A 16,975-nucleotide genomic window follows, 5' to 3' on the forward strand; every position below is an offset into this window, starting at 1 on the left:
CTCCGGTCGTGACCGGCGCGGACGCCGGATGCGGGACTCCCCCTCTGTCATGTGCCTGAGAGCTTCGCGCCGTCCGAGGACGGTGCTTTCACCGTGGGCGAGCCGCGCGGGGCGGCTGCTTTTCAGAGTGGCCAGTGCATCGCGGTACGTGGACCTGAGAGATTGGCGGGGAGGCTTGCTCCTTCGGTGCTCCCGGAGGAGCTCTCCCGCGATGCGTGCGCGGCCGTGTTACGGGGATCAGCATATCGAGCGAGACGTTTCCGGCGTGTGACGATCCGGCCGCCGACGCGGCCGACGCGGCGGCCGGACGCGACGACGCCGCCGCATCCGTGGATGCGGCGGCGTCGGGGCGGGCGGGCCCGCGGGGATCAGATCGCGTCGGGCGAGGGCGCGGCGGGCGCCTGCGGGGCGCCGTCCTCGTCCTGGTCGATGACGCGGCGCACGTCGTCGGCGAGCTGCGCGACGCCCTCGGGCATCATCTCGAAGCCGTCCGTGGTGCCGACGTTGATGACGAGGCCGGTGCCCGCGGGGATGGCCTGCACGAGCTCGGCGGCGGGGATCGTGGCGACGTGGTCGGCGACGCTCGTCACCTTCTCGTCGATGCGGTCCTCGTGCGTGAACGCGGCGAGCATGGGCACGCCCTCGCGGTCGAAGAGGACCGGCTGGAGCTGGTCGGTCTCGGGGGTCAGGGGCGTGGCGGTCGGGACGACGACCACGGTGTTGATGAACTCGGTGAGGACGGCGGTCATGTCGGACTCGCCGGCCTGGCCGCGCGCGATGGCCTGCTCGAGGGGGGTGGGCTCTCGGTCCTGTGAATCGGTCATGCACCCCATCGTGCCCGATCCGGCGGGACGGTGCCTGACCGCGGCGGCCGGTGCGGGCCTCGGCGGAGTTAGGATCGTCCTTTCATTCCCGCCGCCCGACCCGAGGGGAGCCGCCGTGCCGATCGGACGCCAGCGACCCCGCGGTGAGCTCGAGGCCGCCATCATGGACGTCCTCTGGGACGCCGACGAGCCCGTCACGGCCAAGGACGTCGTCGCCCGCATCCCGGATCCGCGACCCGCGCTCACGACCGTCCTCACGGTGCTCGACCGCCTCGGCCAGAAGGGCCTCGTGGTGCGCTCCGACGAGGCGCGCGCGCTCACGTTCGCGCCCGCGCGCACCCGCACCGACCACGCGGCGTCGCTCATGTCGGGCGCGCTCGCGGCCACGAAGGACCGCGAGGCCGCGCTGCTGCGCTTCGCCGGCACGCTCGACGGGGACGACCTCACGGCCCTCCGCCGCGCGCTCGGCGCCGACGACCCGGCCTAGGTCCCGCGCCGGGGCCCGGTCCGGCGGCGGCTAGCGCGGGTCGTCCGCGCCGTCCGTCGGCCCGCCGACGCTGCGGCCGTCCTCGCCCGGGAAGCGGCGCGACGAGCGGCGCACGACGCCGAGGACCACGAGCACGGCGGCCGCGAGGATCGCGAAGCCGATGAGCACGAAGACCCACACCGGGGTGGTCTCGGCGGCGTCGGCCAGCGGCACGGACTCGCCGGACTGCGCGTCCGCGGTGGGCGCCGGTGCGACGGACTCGGCGCCCTGCGTCGTCATGGTGCCCTCGGGCTCGGGCGTCGCGGTGGCCGCGCTGCCCGCCCACGCGTCGCCGCAGGCGGGGGCCGCGGCGATGGAGGGGGTGCCGGTCGTGTCGCCCGTCGGCGCGTAGGTGAAGGAGTAGGTGCCGTCGATGGGGTGGCTGTCGCTCGAGACCGCGCGCCACGTGACCTGGTACGTGCCCGCCGTGCCGAGCGCGATGCGGCTCGTGGCGGTGGATCCGTCGACCGTGACGCAGCCGTCCTGGTGGAAGGAGCCGTCCGAGGCGTTGACCACCTGGATGGCGAAGCCCGAGGCCTGCGCGTCGAGCGCGAGGAGGTCCTCGCTGAAGTCGAGCGCGACGGTGCCGGGCTCGGCCGTGACGGTCGCGTCGGCCGCGGGGGTGGATCCCACGAGCCGGTCGTGCGCGGAGGCGCCGCTCGCCGGGATCAGCGCACCGCCCAGCACGAGCGCGGCCGCCCCCGCGGCGAGCGCGGCGCGACGGAGGGCGGACGGGGTGCGGGGGTGGAGCGGAGACGCCATGGGTCCATCATCCCCCGCGCGGGCGGGCGCGGCGATGGCCGCCCGGCCTGCGTCGTGACCGCGCTCGCTAGGGTGACCAGCGATGGACGACACCCGCTCCCGCCGACGGCGGATCCTGATCGCGCTCGCGATCGTCGTCCCCGTGCTCGTGCTCGGGGCGCTCGGGCGGTACGCGATGCTGGCCGTGTTCGCCACGGAGGGCGACGTGCCGGCGGCCTCGTCGATCGCCCTCCCCGAGGGCAGCGAGGTGCTCGACGAGAGCACCGAGTGCGCCTCCGGGGGATGCTGGCTGCTCCTCACCGTGCGCCCGCCCGCGGAGATGACGCCGGACGACCTCGCGTCCGCGCTGGGGACCACCCCGCAGGCGCGCGTCCCCGGGACCCTCTGGGATCCGCGCACCGTCTCGCTGCGGGCGGAGGTGCACGGGTCGGACCTCGTCGTGCAGGCCGACTACTGGTCGCAGGAGTACGTGCCCTGACCGACGCGCCCGGCCCTCGCGGCGACGACGGCTGACGGGGCAGGGTGGAGGGACGGCGGGCGGAGCACGCCCGCCCCGAGCACGAGGAGGATCCATGGCCCCCGACGACGACATGCCGAGCACCATCCGCCGCTCCCCCGAGCGCGCGCAGGCCACCTGGTCGGCGGCGCACGCGGCGGCCGAGGAGCAGTACGGATCCGGCGAGCGCGCCGAGCGCACCGCCTACGCCGCGCTCAAGCACGGCTTCGAGAAGGTCGGCGACCGCTGGGAGCCCAAGGACGAGGCGGGGCCGTCCGACGACGGCGCCGAGCGTCGCGGCGCGGGCACGGCCGGCGGAGTGGACGCCAACGCCTCGAAGGCGCACCTGATGGAGGTGGCCCGCCGTCTCGACGTCAGCGGCCGCAGCCGCATGACGAAGGACGAGCTGGTGGAGGGGATCCGGAAGGCGAACGACCGGGAGACGCGGAAGGCGCGCGAGCGGGAGGGCTGAGGCGCGGAGCGGACTCCGCTCAGCGCACGACCTCGACCACGGCGGCGATCCCCATGCCGCCCCCGACGGACGCCGCCGCGACGCCGACCGCCCCGGCCGGCGCGCCGCCGCGCACAAGCCGGCTGAACAACCGCACCATGCTCACCGCCCCGCTCGCGCCCCACGGGTGACCGAGCGCGAGCGCGCCGCCGTCGGCGCAGACCCGCGGGTCGTCGTCGGCGATCCCGAGGCGGTCGAGGACCGCGAGCGACTGCGCGGCGAAGGCCTCCACGATCTCGAACGCGGCGACGTCGCCGATCCCGACGCCCGCGTCGGCGAGGGCGGCGAGCACGGCGGGAGCCGCACCGATGCCGGGCAGGGCGGGTTCGCATCCGACGACCGCGTGGCCGCGGACGACGAGGCCCGCGACCCCCGGCGCCCGGTCCCGCTGGACGAGGGCGACGGCCGCCGCACCGTCGCTCACCCGCGTCGCCGTCCCGGCGGTGACCGTGCCGCCGGGCAGGAGCGGCGGGAGGCGCGGGAGGAGGGCGAGGGCGGCGCCGATCGCGTCGTCGGCGGCGATGCCCGTGGAGCCGACCGGGACGAGCTCCGCCACCAGGCGCCCCGCCTCCCGGGCGGCGACGGCACGTCGGTGGCTGCGCCGCGCGTGCTCCTCCTGGCGGGTGCGGGATATCCCATCGCGGCGGGCCAGGTCGTCGGCCGCGGGCAGCATGTCAGGATCCGGCCAGCCGGCGGGCGCGAACGGCGCCCGCGCGTAGGGGACGCCGCCGAGGGTGCGAACGGGGGCCGTGGACGCGCTCTCGGCGCCCCCGGCGATCCGCGCTCCGGCGGCACCGGACCGGATCGCCGTGGCCGCGTCGATCACGGCGGCGAGACCGCTGCCGCACTGGCGGTCGACGGTCCCGCCCGGCACGGCGACGCCGAGGCCCGCGGCGAGCGCCGCGATCCGCGCCGGGTTGCCGCCGGGACCCATGCAGTTGCCGAGGAGCACGTCGGCGATCGGCGGGGCGGATCCGAGGGCTGCCGCCGCGTCGGCGACGACGGCGCGGATCACGACGGCGGCGAGGCCGTCCACGGGGACGCCGGCCAGCGCCCGGCCGCGGGTGGCGATCGGGGTGCGGCGTGCGGCGACGACGAGCGGCTCAGCCGACAAGTCGCGTCGCCTCCCCCGCCGTGGCGCGACGGATCACCTCATCGCGTGCCGCCTTGCCGGCCAGCGTGCGCGGCACGCGCCCGTGGAACCAGACGCGCGGCCGGCTCGCGGGCGCGAGCGCGGCGGCGGCGCCCGCCCGCAGCGCCTGGGCGTCGAGCCCGGCGCCGCGCGGCTCGACGTACGCGGCCACCAGCGCACCGACCCCGGGGGCAGGCAGGCCGAAGACGACCGCGTCCGCCACGCCGGGGAGCGTCCGCAGCGCCGCCTCGACCTCCTCCGGGACCACGGTCGCCGACGCGGTGAGGATCGCCCCGTCCGCGCGGCCGCGGAGCAGGAGCCGGCCGTCGACGATCTCGGCCAGGTCGCCGACCGTCGCCCAGTCCCCGTCGCGGCGGAGGGCGCCCCGCCGGCCCACGTAGCCGATCGCCACGGTGGCGGAGCGGACCCACAGCCGCCCGTCCCGCACGTCGAGGTCCACCCCCGGGAAGGGGCGCAGCCCGTCCCCCGCGTCGACGGCGACGAACGAGAGCTCCGCGGCGCCGTAGTAGGCGACCACGCGGATCTTCCGTGCCTCGGCCTCCGCCCGGAGCGCGGGATCGAGGGCCGAGCCGCCGACGAGGGCCGTGCGCACGGTCGTCGCCCCGCCCGCGGCGAGGAGCGCGGCGAGCCCCTGCGGGGTGCCGTGGAAGCACACCGCGCCGCGCGCGTCGCCGTCGCGCCCCAGGAGGACGGGCCGCGGACCGCCGTCCTCCGCGTGCGCGAGGGAGAACAGGGTGAGGGACGACGCGGGCGGTGCGGAGAGCGCGACGCCGTCCGTCGGCCCCGCGTCCAGCAGCTCCGCCACCGCGGCGGAGGACGATCGCCACGACGCCTCGGTGCGCACGACGATACGCGGGACCCCGGTGCTGCCCGACGTCAGCGTCGCCCAGGCCGCACCAGGCGGCGGCGTCGCCCCGTCGACGAGAGCGCGGACGGCGGACAGGTGCGCGGTCGGCATGCGGTCGTCGAGGACGAGGGGCACGTCGCCGGCGGCCCTCACGCATCGGATGCCCGCGACCACGCCGCCGTCGGGGCCACACAGGGGGACGATGCGCGGCATCAGGCCGTCTGCCGGATCCGGTCCCCGAGGGCGCCGCGCGGGGCGTCGAGGTCGACGCGGAAGAGGGCGCACTCCTTGTCGTAGTAGCCGCGCGTGCGGCCGAGGGGGCGCATCCCGATGCGGCGGCACACGGCCTGCGACGGCGCGTTCGCCGGGTTCGTCACCGCGAGCACCCGGGTCAGCCCGCCCTCCTCCGCGTGCGCGAGCACCCGCCGGGCCGCCTCCGTCGCGACGCCGCGACCCCACGCATCCGGGTGCAGGTGCCAGCCGATCTCCGTCTCGCCCTCCTCCCGTGCGTCGCGCGGGGCCGGGTCGTCGCTGGCGAGCGGCGCGGTCGACGCGGGCAGGTCCTTGAGCAGGAGCGTGCCGAGGAGAGCGCCGCCGTCGCGGTCCTCGATCGCCCAGATGCCGCGCACGGGGTGGTCGAGCGCGGCGTAGCGGGCGGCGCGCGCGGCGGCCTGGGCGGGATCCGTCTGCACCGCACCCGTGCCGATCCACCGCATCACCTCGGGCCGCGCGTGCAGGTCGAGGAGGAAGGGCGCGTCGGCGTCCGTGAAGCGGCGGAGGAGCAGGCGGTCGGTCGCGAGGTCGGGCATCGCCCCAGGCTAGTCAGCGACGTCGGTGGCTCCCCCTAGCGTGACGGCATGCCCGAGCCGGTGGATGCGTGGTGGGCGCGACGCCGCTGGTCGCGCGGCCTCGACGTGCCCTACCCGGTGGGCACCTACCGGGAGGCGTGGGCGTCGTTCCCCGTGCTCATCCGGCAGTACCACCCGGAGTTCAACCGCGGGATCACGCTCACGCAGGTGCCGCCCGCGGCCGACGTCCTCCTCACCTGGCAGTGCGACGCCGGGCACGTCTTCGTGGCGACGCCCGAGGAGCAGCGCAGGCGCCCGGGCCGCGAGCGCCGCCGGTCGTCGTGGTGCCCGGACTGCGCGGAGGCCGCGGCGCCGCGCATGCCGGTGCTGCCGATGGCCGAGCAGGTGCGCTGGCCGGGGGCGTCGCCGCTCGTGGCGGGGCCGGTGGCGGGGGCCGGGGCCCGGTCGTCCGCCGGATCCGCGTCGGCGCCGTCCGCCTCCCCGCGTCCGCGGCGGGGCGCGCGCGACGGCATGCCGACCATCCGCGGCACGGGAGGCGACCGCCGCTCCCCCGCCGTCTGCACGAAGACACCCGACCTGCCCGTCGGCGAGCCGTTCGCGAGCGCGTGCGCGCCGCCGCCCGCGTCCGCCGTCGAGGAGCGCCTGCGGCAGGACCTCGCCGCGCGCCTGGATCACACGCCCGGCCTCACCGCGGTCCGCCTCGCCCGCCCGTTCTTCGAGCACCTGGAGGCGTGGCCGGACATCGTGCTCCCGGAGCTGCGCGTCGCCATCGAGTACGACTCCACCGGCCGCCACGGCCTGGAGCACGTGGGCCGCCGCGAGGAGGCCGACCGCCGCAAGGACCGCGCGCTGCGGGCCGCCGGGTGGGAGGTGATCCGCATCCGCACGGGCAGGCTGCCGGCGCTCGGCCCCTACGACCTGTGCGTGTCCGGCCTCACGCGCGGCACCGTGGATGCGCTCCTCGACCGGCTCCGCGAGATCCGCGGCCCGTTCCTCGTGGACGCCTACCTGCGCGAGGCGCCGCCGGCCGAGGCCGTCAGCTGACCCGGAGCGCCAGCGCCTCGCTGCGCCAGCGCGCGAGCAGCTCCCACGGATCCGGCTGCCCCGCCGCGAGCGCGGCCACGTGCGCGCGCAGCTCGGCGTCGAGCGCGAACCACTCGGTGCGGTCGAAGCGCTGCCGCGCGAAGAGCGCGTGCCGTGCCCGCTCCACCGCCCGGCCGCCGCGCTCGAACGCGAGCAGCTCGTCGTGCCGGAGCGTGCCGAGGCGCTGCCGCGGGTTCGCGCTCGTGCCGATCTTCATCCGGTCGCCGAAGCGGATGTAGTAGACGACGTCGACCCGCGGCGGCGCGAGCTCCCCGTCCGGGTGATCCCCGTGCCGCCACTCGCACGCCGCGCACAGCCAGCCGGACGGGTACCGCACGCCCAGGCGCGATCCGCAGGCTGGGCACGGCGACGGCAGCACGTCCTCGACGCCGTGCTCCCGCTCCGCCCACGCGGCCGCGGCCACGAGGTGCGCCGCGCACAGCGGCACGGGGGCCCCGCGCTCGGCCGGCGCCGCGCAGCCCTCGGCACGGCAGGAGGCGGATCCGCTCGACGTCATGCTCCGACGCTAGGCGCGGGGGCCGACACCGGTGATGCATCGGCCACCGCAGCCCGAACTGGGGAGCGCCCGTCGCGCGCTCGGTCCCTACGCTCGACGAGACCCAGGAGGACCCTTGCCCCGATCCGCATCCGCGCTGCCCGTCTTCGCGCTCATGCTCACCCTGTCCCTCACCGGCTGCTCTTCCACGCCTGCTGAGCCGGACATCACGATGACCCCGACCACCACCTCGCCGTCCCCCACTCCCTCTCCGACCCCCGAGCCCGTCGACACATCAGCGGCCGCGATAGCCGCCGCGATCAAGGCGTCGATCACGTCCAGCGGTGACATCGTGCAGATCACCGAGGAAAACGACCCGAACAACGTGATCGGACGTCCCACCGGGTACGTCGACGCCGCCACCCTCTACGACTCTCGTGTCAGCTGCGACGAGCTCGGCGCCGAGTGCGGGGCCTCGATAGAGATCTGGGGCGACCAAGCCGCAGCGCAGGCGCGGATGGACTACATCCAGGGCATCCTCTCGTCCACCACCGTGCTGGGCACGGAGTACGACTACGTGAGAGGCAACGCGATCATCCGTGTCACCGGCGAGTTGAAGCCGTCGGAGGCATCGGAGTACGAAGCCGCCATCGACGGGTACCTCGGCGCCCCCGCCGGATGATGCTCTGCGCCGGAATCGGTGGTCAGCGCCCCGCCCGCACCACCACGGGCGCCTGGTCCTCGAGCCCGCGGCGGAGCTCGACCGACGTCCACGGCACGGGCGCGTCGGCGAAGATCGGCTCGAGGATCTCCCACATGATCCGGCGGTCCGGCCCCACGAAGTACACGTCGTAGGAGTCCTCGCCGAACTCGTTGCCGTCGATCCAGCCGGCCTCGAGCAGCTGCAGGGCGTCGTCGCCGGCCATCTCGGTCGCGGCGAGCGACCCGAACGCCTCGTACGCCGACGCGGACTCCCCCGCCTCGAAGCGCAGCACGACCCAGTCGTCGGGTTCCGCCTCGCGCGTCCACGGCTGGGCGACGGCGACGATGGCGAGCGTCAGCCCGGTGATGATCCCGCTGAGGAGGAGCGCCTTGACGCGCGGCCTCATGCCCGCGTCCGTCCGGCGTCGACTGCTGCTGCTGCGCTCATGCGATGTCCCCGTCCCGGCGTCCGCCGCGGGCGATCGCGACATCACGTCGAGTATGGCCGGATGCCCGCCGAGATGACGATCGCCTGACCCCCGTGGACCGGGAACGATCCTGCTGGGTAGCGTCCCCACCACGAAGCAGGCGGCCCGGCCGGGCCTCTCCCGACCGCTCCGTCGGAGGGGCACCATGGACGATCGCAGCACGCACGAGCACCTGATCAGCGCGATGGCGACGGTGTTCGACCGCATGGACGCCGCCACCGTGGACGCGTGGGGCGACCTGACCGGGTTGCAGATCCAGCTGCTGCGCGTCGTCGCGACCGACATGCGCGTCGACCGCCAGTCGCTCTCCACGTGGACCCGCACCTCACGGGCCGCCCTCGTGCCGAGCCTCGGCGGCCTGCTGCAGCGCGGGATCCTCGCGGAGGAGGCCGACCACGAGGGCCCCTGCCTCGTCGTCGCGCCCGCGGGCAGGCAGCTGCTCAGGGCGGTGCTCCGAGCACGCACCGAGTGGATGCGCCGAGCCGGCGCGAGCGCGGAGCCCCCGGTGGACGAGGCCGAGCTACGGGGCGCGATCGGCGTGCTGCGGCGCGTCGCCGACGGCGGCTGAGCCGCGGATCCACCGCCCGCCCGCCCGTCGGCCCGCACGCCGCCACCCCTTCCACCCCTCCGCGCGACGCCCCTAGTGTGGGGAAATGGCGAATCCCATCCAGGCCGATGCCCCTCCGCGCAGCGAGCTCAAGCGCTCGATCACGGTCAAGCAGCTGTACTTCTACGTGGTCGGCGACGTCCTCGGGTCCGGCATCTACGTGCTCGTGGGCCTCGTGGCCGCGGCGGTGGGCGGCGCGTTCTGGATGGCATTCCTCGTGGGCGTCTCCATCGCGACCATCACGGGCCTCGCCTACGCGGAGCTCGTGACGAAGTACCCGCAGGCCGCCGGCGCCTCGCTGTACATCAACAAGGCGTTCCGGAGCCCCGTGCTCACGTTCTTCATCACCATCTGCATGCTCAGCGCCAACATGGCCGCGGTCGGATCCCTCGCCGCCGGCTTCGTCCGCTACCTCAGCGACCTGATCGGCCTGCCCGAGTCGGCGATCTGGGCGACCACGGGCATCGCCGTCGCGTTCGTCGCCGTCATCACGCTCATCAACCTCATCGGCATCAGCGAGTCCGTCGTCGCGAACGTGGTCATGACGTTCGTCGAGATCAGCGGCTTGATCATCGTCGTCGCCATCGGCGTGATCGCGCTGGTCGAGGGCGTCGGCGACCCGTCCGTGCTGCTCCAGTTCCAGGTCGAGGGCGGCCCCGGATCCGCGGTGCTGGCCGTGCTCGCCGGCGTCTCGCTCGCGTTCTTCGCCATGACCGGGTTCGAGAACGCGGCCAACGTGGCCGAGGAGACCATCGACCCGTCGCGCGCGTTCCCCCGCGCGCTCATCGGCGGCATGATGACCGCCGGCGTCGTCTACGTGCTCGTCTCCATGGCCGCGGCCCTCGCGGTGCCGATCGGCGACCTCGCCGGCAACACGCTCCTCGAGGTCGTGCGCGCCGACCTCTTCTTCATCCCGGCCGCGATCATGCTCGTGGTCTTCGCCGTGATCGCGATGGTCGCCATCAGCAACACGGCGCTCGTGACCGTGGTGGCCCAGTCGCGGATCCTGTTCGGCATGGCCCGCGAGAACGTCGTCCCGGCGATCTTCGCCAAGGTGCACCCGGCCCGCCGCAGCCCCTACGTGGCGCTGATCTTCGGCGGTGCCGTGGTGTCCGCGCTGCTCATCATCGGCGCGGCGATCCGCTCCAGCCAGGCGGGGATCCCGGAGGCCGACCGGCTCGACATCGTCGACCGCCTCGCCACCATCACGGTGGTGTTCCTCCTCTTCATCTACGCGCTCGTGATCGTCGCCTGCCTGAAGCTCCGCGGCCACGACGAGACGGCGGACACCTACCGCGCGAACACGCCGCTGCTGATCGTCGGGATCATCGGCAACGTCGCCGTGCTGATCTACACGCTCGTCGACGACCCGGACGCCCTGTGGTGGGTCGGGGGGCTGCTCGCGCTGGGGCTCGTGCTGTACCTCGCGCAGCGGACGTTCGGGAAGAAGAAGCCGGATCTCGCGGACGCGGCCGGCGTCGCCGCGGCAGGTCCCACGGACAGGGAGGTCTGACCATGCACGTGATCGTCACCACGGACGGATCCCAGGCGTCGCTCGAGGGCGCCCGCCAGTTCAAGCTCATCGCGGACAGCCGCGAGATCCGCGACGTCACCGTCCTCGCGGTGGTCAGCCCCTATGCCGCGGCGCCGTTCGCGAACGAGCTCGGCCCGCAGCACCCGCACGCGCAGACGGAGCTGAGCTACCGCAAGGACGCGGCCGTCGCGGTCGACGTGGTCGCCGCCGTGTTCGACAGCTGGGGCCCGCGGATCCACCGAGACGTCCGCAGCGGCTCCCCCGCCACCGAGATCGTGCGCGCCGCCGAGGACCTCCACGCCGACCTGATCGCCATGGCCGCCGGCAGCCGCGGCCTCACGGCGACGATCCTGCTGGGCAGCACCGCCTCGCGCGTGCAGCACTCGGCGCCGTGCCCGGTGCTGATCTGTCGGCCGGTGCGGGGGCGGGCGTAGCGCCGCGAGGCCTAGGCGGGCGGCGTCGCCGCGCTCGAGCGTCGCGGCGACCGCCCGGCCGCCGCTGAGCCGCCGCAATGTAAAGCCCATGTGAACACTTCGCGGTCGGGACCGTCCCCTGCGTATCGTGCTCAGGACCTCCCGGCCCGACCCGCCGCGGCGCGACCGGGAGGATCCCCCACCCGCGAACGCCGACCCGCTCGGAGGCTTCCATGGCATCCGCACCCCAGCTGCACAAGGGCCTCACGCAGAGGCAGCTCACCATGATCGCGATCGGCGGCGTCATCGGCGCCGGGCTGTTCGTGGGATCCGGCGTGGTGATCAACGGCGCGGGCCCGGGCGCGTTCCTCACCTACGCGATCTCCGGCGTGCTCATCATCCTGGTGATGCGGATGCTCGGCGAGATGGCCACGGCGAATCCCAGCACCGGCTCGTTCGCCGACTACGCGCGGCACGCCCTCGGCGGCTGGGCCGGCTTCTCGATGGGCTGGCTCTACTGGTACTTCTGGGTCATCGTCGTGGGATTCGAGGCGGTCGCGGGAGCGAAGGCGCTCACCTACTGGTTCGACGCGCCGCTCTGGCTGCTGTCCCTCGCGCTCATGGCGCTGATGACCGCCACCAATCTCTTCTCCGTCGGTGCCTTCGGGGCGTTCGAGTACTGGTTCGCGGGGATCAAGGTGGCCGCCATCATCCTGTTCCTCGGCCTCGGCACCCTCTACGTGTTGGGCATCTGGCCGGGCCGCACGATGGACTTCTCGAACCTCACGGCGCACGGCGGGTTCTTCCCGAACGGCGTCGGCGCGATCTTCTCCTCGGTCGTCGTGGTGATCTTCTCCATGGTGGGCGCCGAGATCGCCACCATTGCGGCCGCGGAGTCGAAGGACCCGGCGACGGCGATCCGCAAGTCGACCAACTCCGTGATCCTCCGCATCTCCCTCTTCTTCGTCGGCTCCCTGTTCCTGCTCGCGGTGATCCTCCCCTGGGACTCCACGGAGCTCGGCGCCTCGCCGTTCGTGAGCGCCTTCGACCGCATGGGGATCCCGTTCGCCGGCGACGTGATGAACGCGGTCGTGCTCACCGCGGTGCTCTCCTGCCTCAATTCGGGGCTGTACACGGCTTCGCGGATGCTCTTCGTGCTCGCCGGCCGCCGGGAGGCGCCGGCGCGGCTCGTGCAGGTGACGAACCGCGGCGTCCCGCGCGCGGCGATCCTCCTGTCGTCGGTCGTCGGCTTCCTCTGCGTGATCGCCGCGGCCGTCTCCCCCGACACCGTCTTCCTGTTCCTGCTCAACTCCTCGGGCGCGATCATCCTGTTCGTCTACCTGCTCATCGCGATCTCGCAGATCGTCCTGCGTCGCCGCAACGGCTCGACGGGGCTCGTCGTGCGGATGTGGCTGTTCCCGGGCCTCTCGATCCTCACGGTCGCCGGCATCGTCGCGGTGCTGGTGCAGATGGCGCTGGATCCCGAGATCCGCCCCCAGCTCGTGCTGAGCCTCGGTGCGTGGGCGGTGGTGCTCGTGCTGTACGTGGTGACGAAGGCGCGGGGCGGGTCGGTGGATCCGGTGGCGACGGTCGACGAGGACGAGGCGGCGGCCGTGCCCGTGGTCCCCGTGCCCGACGGCCGGTGAGCGTCGTGCCCGCCTGATTAGGCTGGCCACATGGCGACAGTGATCCTCGTGCGGCACGGACGCACCACAGCGAACGCGACCGGGATCCTGGCGGGGCGCACCCCCGGCGTCGACCTCGACGACACCGGACGCGACCAGGCCGACCGCGCGGGCGACCGGCTCGCCGCGGTGCCGCTGGCGGCCGTCGTCTCCAGCCCGCTGCAGCGCTGCTGGGAGACGGCGCAGCGGATCCTCGAGCGGCAGCAGGGCACGCCGCCGCAGCCCGTCGACCCCGACCTCACCGAGTGCGACTACGGCGACTGGCAGGGCCGCCCCCTCAGCGAGCTCGCCACCGAGGACCTCTGGAAGACCGTGCAGGCGCACCCGTCCGCGGTCGTCTTCCCCGGTGGCGAGTCCATGGCCGGGATGCAGGCGCGCGCGGTCGCCGCCATCCGCCGCCACGACGCCGCCATCGAGGCCGAGCACGGACCCGGCGCGGTGTGGGTCGCGGTCAGCCACGGCGACGTCATCAAGTCGATCCTCGCCGATGCATACGGCATGCACCTCGACCTGTTCCAGCGCATCGACGTGGGCCCCGCCTCCCTCTCCATCGTGCGCTACGGCGCCGGCCGCCCCACCGTCCACGCGACCAACACCGACGCGGGCGACCTCTCCTGGCTGGCGACGAGCGCCGTGGTCGGCGATGCGCCCGTCGGCGGCGGCGCCGGGCACACGACACCGTGACGACGTGCGCCTAGGCTGGTGACATGCCCACACGAGCCCTCGAATTCGACTGGCCCGACCGGGCCGTGGTCGGCACCATCGGCCTCCCGGGCGCCCGCACCTTCTACTTCCAGGTGCGCTCCGGTCCGCAGCTGGTGACCATCGCCCTCGAGAAGCAGCAGTCCTCGCTGCTCGCCGAGAAGATCGACGAGATCCTCGACCAGCTCGTCACCGTCGAGGGCAACCCGTTCAGCGTCCCGACCAGCACGCCCCCGGAGCTCGTCGACAACGACCCGCTCGAGGACGTCGACGAGCGCTGGCGCACCGGCGCCATGGGCCTCGGTTGGGATCCGACGACGGCCCAGGTCGTCATCGAGGCGTACCCCCTCGCGGAGGACGACGACAGCGACGACTTCGACCTGCCGAGCGCCGACGACGAGGCAGCAGACAGCGAGATGCTCGTGGTGCGCATGCCCGTCGGCGCGGCCCGCGCGTTCGCCAAGCGCACCCACGAGATCGTCGGCGCCGGCCGCCCGATCTGCGCGCTGTGCGGCTACCCCATCGACCCCGACGGGCACGTCCACACCTTCCCCGACAACTGATGTCGGAGACGGACCCGCTGGACGGCGAGCTGATCGTCACCGGCCGCATCCGCACCGCGTCGAACGCGACCTTCCTCGGGACGATCGGCGACGTGGCCGTCGTCTACAAGCCCATCCGCGGCGAGAATCCGCTGTGGGACTTCCCCGACGCAGTGCTCGCGCATCGCGAGGTGGCCGCCTACCTGGTGTCCGAGGCGCTCGGCTGGGGCGTCGTGCCGCGCACGTGGCTCCGCGACGGCCCCGCGGGCGAGGGCATGGTGCAGCTCTGGCAGGACGAGGATCCTGACCAGGACGCCGTGGACCTGGTCCCCGCGGCCGAGATCCCGGAGACCGGGTACAAGACGGTGCTCGGCGGCGAGGACGAGGAGGGCAACACGGTCGCCCTCATCCACGAGGACACCCCGGCGCTGCGCCGCATGGCCGTCTTCGACGTGATCGTCAACAACGCCGACCGCAAGGGCTTCCACGTGCTCGCCATGCCCGACGGCCACCGCTTCGGCGTCGACCACGGCCTCACGTTCCACGAGGAGCACAAGCTGCGCACGGTGCTGTGGGGGTGGGTCGGGGAGGCGCTGACCGCCGAGGAGCTTTCCGGGGTCGATCGGGTGCTCGCGGGGCTGGATGGGGAGCTGGGGCAGGAGCTGGCGGCGCTGCTCACCGCGGAAGAGGTCGCGGCCCTGGCGGAACGGTGCGCCCGCCTGCGCGCGGAGGCGCGGTTCCCGGCGCCTGCAGGTCAGTCGTCCGCCGTTCCCTGGCCGCTGTTTTAGCCAGCGGGCCAGAGCATGCCCCCAGCAGCGGGGTGGCGTGCCGCTGTCAGGTGCTGCAACGAAAATTCCGCACTTTCGACCATTGAAGATCAAAACGAGGTCGCTCAAGGCGCCCCATTGTCGACAAGCTCACTCGGCGCCCGGTTCGTCGCACTACCGCGACTGTGCCGTCCACCAGAAGTGGAAGCACGCACTACTTGGTAGGCGACAATTGCCCGCCAGGCCCAGCTGCCCGACACCACCAGCTCGTGAACTCGTCCTCTATAGTCGAATGCAAAGGAATGGAGAACGAGGACATGACCGCACGCAGTGTAGTGGATAAAAAGGTGCAACAGCAGGTTGCAGACGAACTCGGGCTGTACGTATATATGCTCGTAGACCCCAAAACGGGGGTGCCGTTCTACGTCGGTAAGGGTCGAGGTGATCGCTATGCCGACCACGGAGAGCAGGCGATGCTCGACGCGAGCCCGGACGCAACAAGCGACAAGCTCAAGAAGATCCAAGAAATCCGCACAACCGGCGACGAACCGGAAATTTGGATCATCCGCCACGGCATTCGCTCCGAGACTGAATATACGGCGGTCGAAGCTGCTTGCATCGATCTGTTCCGCTCGATGCCCGTTCTAGCAAGAACCCTCGGGGCCTCGCGGCTCCCCGAGGGGCATTCTGGACAACTCACCAACGTTCGACGCGAGGCGTCCAGTGGTCACGGCATCATCCTATTAGAGACTCTCTACGACGAGAAGGCTGCACCTTTGCTTGAAACCAAACAAGCCTTGCTCATCGTCACCCTCGGCAAGTGGGTAGATAGCCCCGAAAAGGCGCTCGATGGCTCCGACCTGCCCGGCTACGGATACAAAAATGAGTGGCTGCCACGAACCGAGCGCGTAAAGCACTACCGAGAGATCGGTCACTCGGCGTCGAAGTGGTTCAAGTTCACTGAAAGCAGGATCGAGGAGCGCGGAATTGAGTACGCAGTCGTAGCACATCGGGGTGTGACTCGCGCCCTCCTTAAAATCATCCCGGGGTCATGGCAGAGTATCGGATCAAGCCACCACCGTCGAAGCGGCTTTGGATTCGAGATCGAAACAGAGGGAACCCTTTTCGACGAAACAGTCGGAGAGTACGGTCACCGCTTGCCAGAGAAGAAGCGGGGTGAGCAGTCAACATTTCGCTACTGGCCCTACGATGACTAAGAAGGGCACGAGACGTCCTTGTCGAGTTGCATGAAGCGAAACAAATAATCACGCGCCTAAGCTGATCGTTTGGCGGCCAAGGACTCTCCCGTTCGCCTGGTTCGAAGCTCAAGCTGTGCGACTCAATTTTCGAACGTTTAGGCTGTTCCGAACTGTCCAGTCAACGGCGAAAACCGGCTCCGGGACATCCCCGACGCTGTGCTTGCCCATAGTGAGGTGGCCGCCTACCTCGTCTCTGGGGCTCTCGACTGGGGCGTCGTGCCGCGTACGTAGCTCCGCGACGGGGCCGCAGACGAGGTGCCGGACACGGACTACCGGACGGTGCTCGGCGGCGAGGACGAGGAGGGCAACACGGTCGCCCTCATCCACGAGGACTCCCCGGCGCTGCGCCGCATGGCCGTCTTCGACGTGATCGTCAACAACGCCGACCGCAAGGGCTTCCACGTGCTCGCCATGTCGGACGACCACCGCTACGGCGTCGACCACGGCCTCACCTTCCATGAGCACCACAAGCTCCGCACGGTGCTGTGGGGGTGGGTCGGGGATCCGCTGACCGCCGAGGAGCTCGAGGGCGTGGATCGGGTGCTCGCGGGGCTCGATGGGGAGCTGGGGCGGGAGTTGGCGGGGCTGCTGACGGTGGAGGAGGTCGCGGCGTTGATCTCTCGTTGCACCCGTTTGCGTGCGGATGCGCGGTTCCCGGCGCCTGCTGGTCAGCAGTCCGCAGTCCCCTGGCCGCTATTTTAGGTCACCCGTTCTAGAACACCGAAGAGCGCCTTACGCCACGCATCGCACGAGGTTTGGTCTCGGCAAA

General features: G+C 72.7%; 20 protein-coding genes, 1 pseudogene and 2 riboswitches. Of the genes and pseudogenes, 14 read left to right on the top strand and 7 right to left on the bottom strand.

Features of this window, described 5'->3' with window-relative positions; genetic code table 11:
* Positions 1–37: 37 nt before the first annotated feature.
* Positions 38–131, bottom strand: a riboswitch (glycine riboswitch).
* Between the two features lies 1 nt (position 132).
* Positions 133–219: riboswitch (glycine riboswitch) on the bottom strand.
* A gap of 149 nt (positions 220–368) precedes the next feature.
* Positions 369–824, bottom strand: a complete 456-nt coding sequence (locus ACMT9T_RS13950) for an SseB family protein (protein WP_414746114.1) — start codon at positions 822–824, stop codon at positions 369–371.
* A 115-nt stretch (positions 825–939) separates the two neighbouring features.
* Here ACMT9T_RS13950 and ACMT9T_RS13955 point away from each other — a divergent pair, with 115 nt between their 5' ends.
* On the top strand, positions 940–1,311 hold the full coding sequence (locus tag ACMT9T_RS13955; protein WP_414746115.1) for a BlaI/MecI/CopY family transcriptional regulator: 372 nt from the start codon (positions 940–942) through the stop codon (positions 1,309–1,311).
* Positions 1,312–1,341: 30 nt separating this feature from the next.
* Here the strand turns inward: ACMT9T_RS13955 and ACMT9T_RS13960 are convergent, their stop codons facing one another.
* Positions 1,342–2,112, bottom strand: a complete 771-nt coding sequence (locus tag ACMT9T_RS13960; protein ID WP_414746116.1) for a copper resistance CopC family protein — start codon at positions 2,110–2,112, stop codon at positions 1,342–1,344.
* Between the two features lie 82 nt (positions 2,113–2,194).
* On the opposite strand from ACMT9T_RS13960, the gene ACMT9T_RS13965 reads away from it, so the two are divergent.
* Positions 2,195–2,590 carry a hypothetical protein gene (locus ACMT9T_RS13965; RefSeq protein WP_414746117.1) on the top strand — a complete coding sequence of 132 codons (396 nt, stop codon included), beginning with the start codon at positions 2,195–2,197 and terminating at the stop codon, positions 2,588–2,590.
* 94 nt (positions 2,591–2,684) lie between these two features.
* A complete protein-coding gene (locus ACMT9T_RS13970) occupies positions 2,685–3,080 on the top strand; it encodes a ChaB family protein (protein ID WP_414746118.1) in 396 nt (131 codons plus the stop codon).
* Positions 3,081–3,099: 19 nt separating this feature from the next.
* Here ACMT9T_RS13970 and ACMT9T_RS13975 read toward each other — a convergent pair whose 3' ends face one another.
* Genes ACMT9T_RS13975 through ACMT9T_RS13985 form a run of 3 tightly spaced genes read right to left on the bottom strand, consistent with a single transcriptional unit; the run spans position 3,100 to position 5,928 of the window.
* Positions 3,100–4,233: an acetyl-CoA C-acyltransferase gene (locus ACMT9T_RS13975; RefSeq protein WP_414746119.1), complete on the bottom strand. Its 1,134-nt coding sequence runs from the start codon at positions 4,231–4,233 to the stop codon at positions 3,100–3,102.
* On the bottom strand, positions 4,223–5,272 hold the full coding sequence (locus ACMT9T_RS13980) for an AMP-binding protein (protein WP_414746120.1): 1,050 nt from the start codon (positions 5,270–5,272) through the stop codon (positions 4,223–4,225). Before ACMT9T_RS13980 ends, ACMT9T_RS13975 begins: the two co-directional genes overlap by 11 nt.
* A gap of 59 nt (positions 5,273–5,331) precedes the next feature.
* On the bottom strand, positions 5,332–5,928 hold the full coding sequence (locus tag ACMT9T_RS13985) for a GNAT family N-acetyltransferase (protein ID WP_414746121.1): 597 nt from the start codon (positions 5,926–5,928) through the stop codon (positions 5,332–5,334).
* A 48-nt stretch (positions 5,929–5,976) separates the two neighbouring features.
* Between ACMT9T_RS13985 and ACMT9T_RS13990 the strand changes: the two genes are divergently transcribed.
* Entirely contained in the window at positions 5,977–6,972 is a 996-nt protein-coding gene (locus ACMT9T_RS13990) for a zinc-ribbon domain-containing protein (protein WP_414746122.1), read from the top strand.
* On the opposite strand, the gene ACMT9T_RS13995 is transcribed toward ACMT9T_RS13990, so the two are convergent.
* Entirely contained in the window at positions 6,965–7,528 is a 564-nt protein-coding gene (locus tag ACMT9T_RS13995) for a GIY-YIG nuclease family protein (RefSeq protein WP_414746123.1), read from the bottom strand. The genes ACMT9T_RS13990 and ACMT9T_RS13995 overlap by 8 nt on opposite strands.
* A gap of 154 nt (positions 7,529–7,682) precedes the next feature.
* Between ACMT9T_RS13995 and ACMT9T_RS14000 the strand changes: the two genes are divergently transcribed.
* On the top strand, positions 7,683–8,189 hold the full coding sequence (locus ACMT9T_RS14000; RefSeq protein WP_414746124.1) for a hypothetical protein: 507 nt from the start codon (positions 7,683–7,685) through the stop codon (positions 8,187–8,189).
* A 22-nt stretch (positions 8,190–8,211) separates the two neighbouring features.
* Here the strand turns inward: ACMT9T_RS14000 and ACMT9T_RS14005 are convergent, their stop codons facing one another.
* Positions 8,212–8,616 carry a hypothetical protein gene (locus ACMT9T_RS14005; RefSeq protein ID WP_414746125.1) on the bottom strand — a complete coding sequence of 135 codons (405 nt, stop codon included), beginning with the start codon at positions 8,614–8,616 and terminating at the stop codon, positions 8,212–8,214.
* A 226-nt stretch (positions 8,617–8,842) separates the two neighbouring features.
* On the opposite strand from ACMT9T_RS14005, the gene ACMT9T_RS14010 reads away from it, so the two are divergent.
* The 9 genes and pseudogenes from ACMT9T_RS14010 to ACMT9T_RS14050 form a co-directional block, all read left to right on the top strand.
* Positions 8,843–9,265, top strand: a complete 423-nt coding sequence (locus ACMT9T_RS14010; RefSeq protein WP_414746126.1) for a MarR family transcriptional regulator — start codon at positions 8,843–8,845, stop codon at positions 9,263–9,265.
* A gap of 85 nt (positions 9,266–9,350) precedes the next feature.
* Positions 9,351–10,817 (top strand): APC family permease, encoded by a 1,467-nt coding sequence (locus tag ACMT9T_RS14015; RefSeq protein WP_414746127.1) that lies wholly within the window; start codon positions 9,351–9,353, stop codon positions 10,815–10,817.
* A gap of 2 nt (positions 10,818–10,819) precedes the next feature.
* Positions 10,820–11,272: a universal stress protein gene (locus tag ACMT9T_RS14020; protein WP_414746128.1), complete on the top strand. Its 453-nt coding sequence runs from the start codon at positions 10,820–10,822 to the stop codon at positions 11,270–11,272.
* A 212-nt stretch (positions 11,273–11,484) separates the two neighbouring features.
* Complete coding sequence (locus ACMT9T_RS14025) at positions 11,485–12,897, top strand: amino acid permease (protein WP_414746129.1); 1,413 nt, start codon at positions 11,485–11,487, stop codon at positions 12,895–12,897.
* 30 nt (positions 12,898–12,927) lie between these two features.
* A complete protein-coding gene (locus tag ACMT9T_RS14030; protein WP_414746130.1) occupies positions 12,928–13,620 on the top strand; it encodes a histidine phosphatase family protein in 693 nt (230 codons plus the stop codon).
* Between the two features lie 23 nt (positions 13,621–13,643).
* Complete coding sequence (locus ACMT9T_RS14035) at positions 13,644–14,201, top strand: DUF3090 domain-containing protein (protein WP_414746131.1); 558 nt, start codon at positions 13,644–13,646, stop codon at positions 14,199–14,201.
* Positions 14,201–14,968 carry an SCO1664 family protein gene (locus tag ACMT9T_RS14040; RefSeq protein WP_414746132.1) on the top strand — a complete coding sequence of 256 codons (768 nt, stop codon included), beginning with the start codon at positions 14,201–14,203 and terminating at the stop codon, positions 14,966–14,968. Before ACMT9T_RS14035 ends, ACMT9T_RS14040 begins: the two co-directional genes overlap by 1 nt.
* A gap of 296 nt (positions 14,969–15,264) precedes the next feature.
* On the top strand, positions 15,265–16,164 hold the full coding sequence (locus tag ACMT9T_RS14045) for an LEM-3-like GIY-YIG domain-containing protein (RefSeq protein WP_414746133.1): 900 nt from the start codon (positions 15,265–15,267) through the stop codon (positions 16,162–16,164).
* 141 nt (positions 16,165–16,305) lie between these two features.
* Positions 16,306–16,908: pseudogene (locus ACMT9T_RS14050) on the top strand (SCO1664 family protein); the annotation flags it as partial.
* Positions 16,909–16,975 lie beyond the last annotated feature (67 nt).

Origin of the sequence: Clavibacter vidaverae (assembly GCF_047529985.1) — a bacterium.
Classification (GTDB): domain Bacteria; phylum Actinomycetota; class Actinomycetes; order Actinomycetales; family Microbacteriaceae; genus Clavibacter; species Clavibacter nebraskensis_A.

Bases quoted from the DNA above. Each gene is read 5' to 3' on its own strand.
- ACMT9T_RS13950 (WP_414746114.1), bottom strand. From the start codon at position 824: ATGACCGATTCACAGGACCGAGAGCCCACCCCCCTCGAGCAGGCCATC.
- ACMT9T_RS13960 (WP_414746116.1), bottom strand. From the start codon at position 2,112: ATGGCGTCTCCGCTCCACCCCCGCACCCCGTCCGCCCTCCGTCGCGCC.
- ACMT9T_RS13965 (WP_414746117.1), top strand. From the start codon at position 2,195: ATGGACGACACCCGCTCCCGCCGACGGCGGATCCTGATCGCGCTCGCG.
- ACMT9T_RS13970 (WP_414746118.1), top strand. From the start codon at position 2,685: ATGGCCCCCGACGACGACATGCCGAGCACCATCCGCCGCTCCCCCGAG.
- ACMT9T_RS13985 (WP_414746121.1), bottom strand. From the start codon at position 5,928: ATGCCCGACCTCGCGACCGACCGCCTGCTCCTCCGCCGCTTCACGGAC.
- ACMT9T_RS13990 (WP_414746122.1), top strand. From the start codon at position 5,977: ATGCCCGAGCCGGTGGATGCGTGGTGGGCGCGACGCCGCTGGTCGCGC.
- ACMT9T_RS13995 (WP_414746123.1), bottom strand. From the start codon at position 7,528: ATGACGTCGAGCGGATCCGCCTCCTGCCGTGCCGAGGGCTGCGCGGCG.
- ACMT9T_RS14000 (WP_414746124.1), top strand. From the start codon at position 7,683: ATGCTCACCCTGTCCCTCACCGGCTGCTCTTCCACGCCTGCTGAGCCG.
- ACMT9T_RS14005 (WP_414746125.1), bottom strand. From the start codon at position 8,616: ATGAGGCCGCGCGTCAAGGCGCTCCTCCTCAGCGGGATCATCACCGGG.
- ACMT9T_RS14010 (WP_414746126.1), top strand. From the start codon at position 8,843: ATGGACGATCGCAGCACGCACGAGCACCTGATCAGCGCGATGGCGACG.
- ACMT9T_RS14015 (WP_414746127.1), top strand. From the start codon at position 9,351: ATGGCGAATCCCATCCAGGCCGATGCCCCTCCGCGCAGCGAGCTCAAG.
- ACMT9T_RS14020 (WP_414746128.1), top strand. From the start codon at position 10,820: ATGCACGTGATCGTCACCACGGACGGATCCCAGGCGTCGCTCGAGGGC.
- ACMT9T_RS14025 (WP_414746129.1), top strand. From the start codon at position 11,485: ATGGCATCCGCACCCCAGCTGCACAAGGGCCTCACGCAGAGGCAGCTC.
- ACMT9T_RS14030 (WP_414746130.1), top strand. From the start codon at position 12,928: ATGGCGACAGTGATCCTCGTGCGGCACGGACGCACCACAGCGAACGCG.
- ACMT9T_RS14035 (WP_414746131.1), top strand. From the start codon at position 13,644: ATGCCCACACGAGCCCTCGAATTCGACTGGCCCGACCGGGCCGTGGTC.
- ACMT9T_RS14040 (WP_414746132.1), top strand. From the start codon at position 14,201: ATGTCGGAGACGGACCCGCTGGACGGCGAGCTGATCGTCACCGGCCGC.
- ACMT9T_RS14045 (WP_414746133.1), top strand. From the start codon at position 15,265: ATGACCGCACGCAGTGTAGTGGATAAAAAGGTGCAACAGCAGGTTGCA.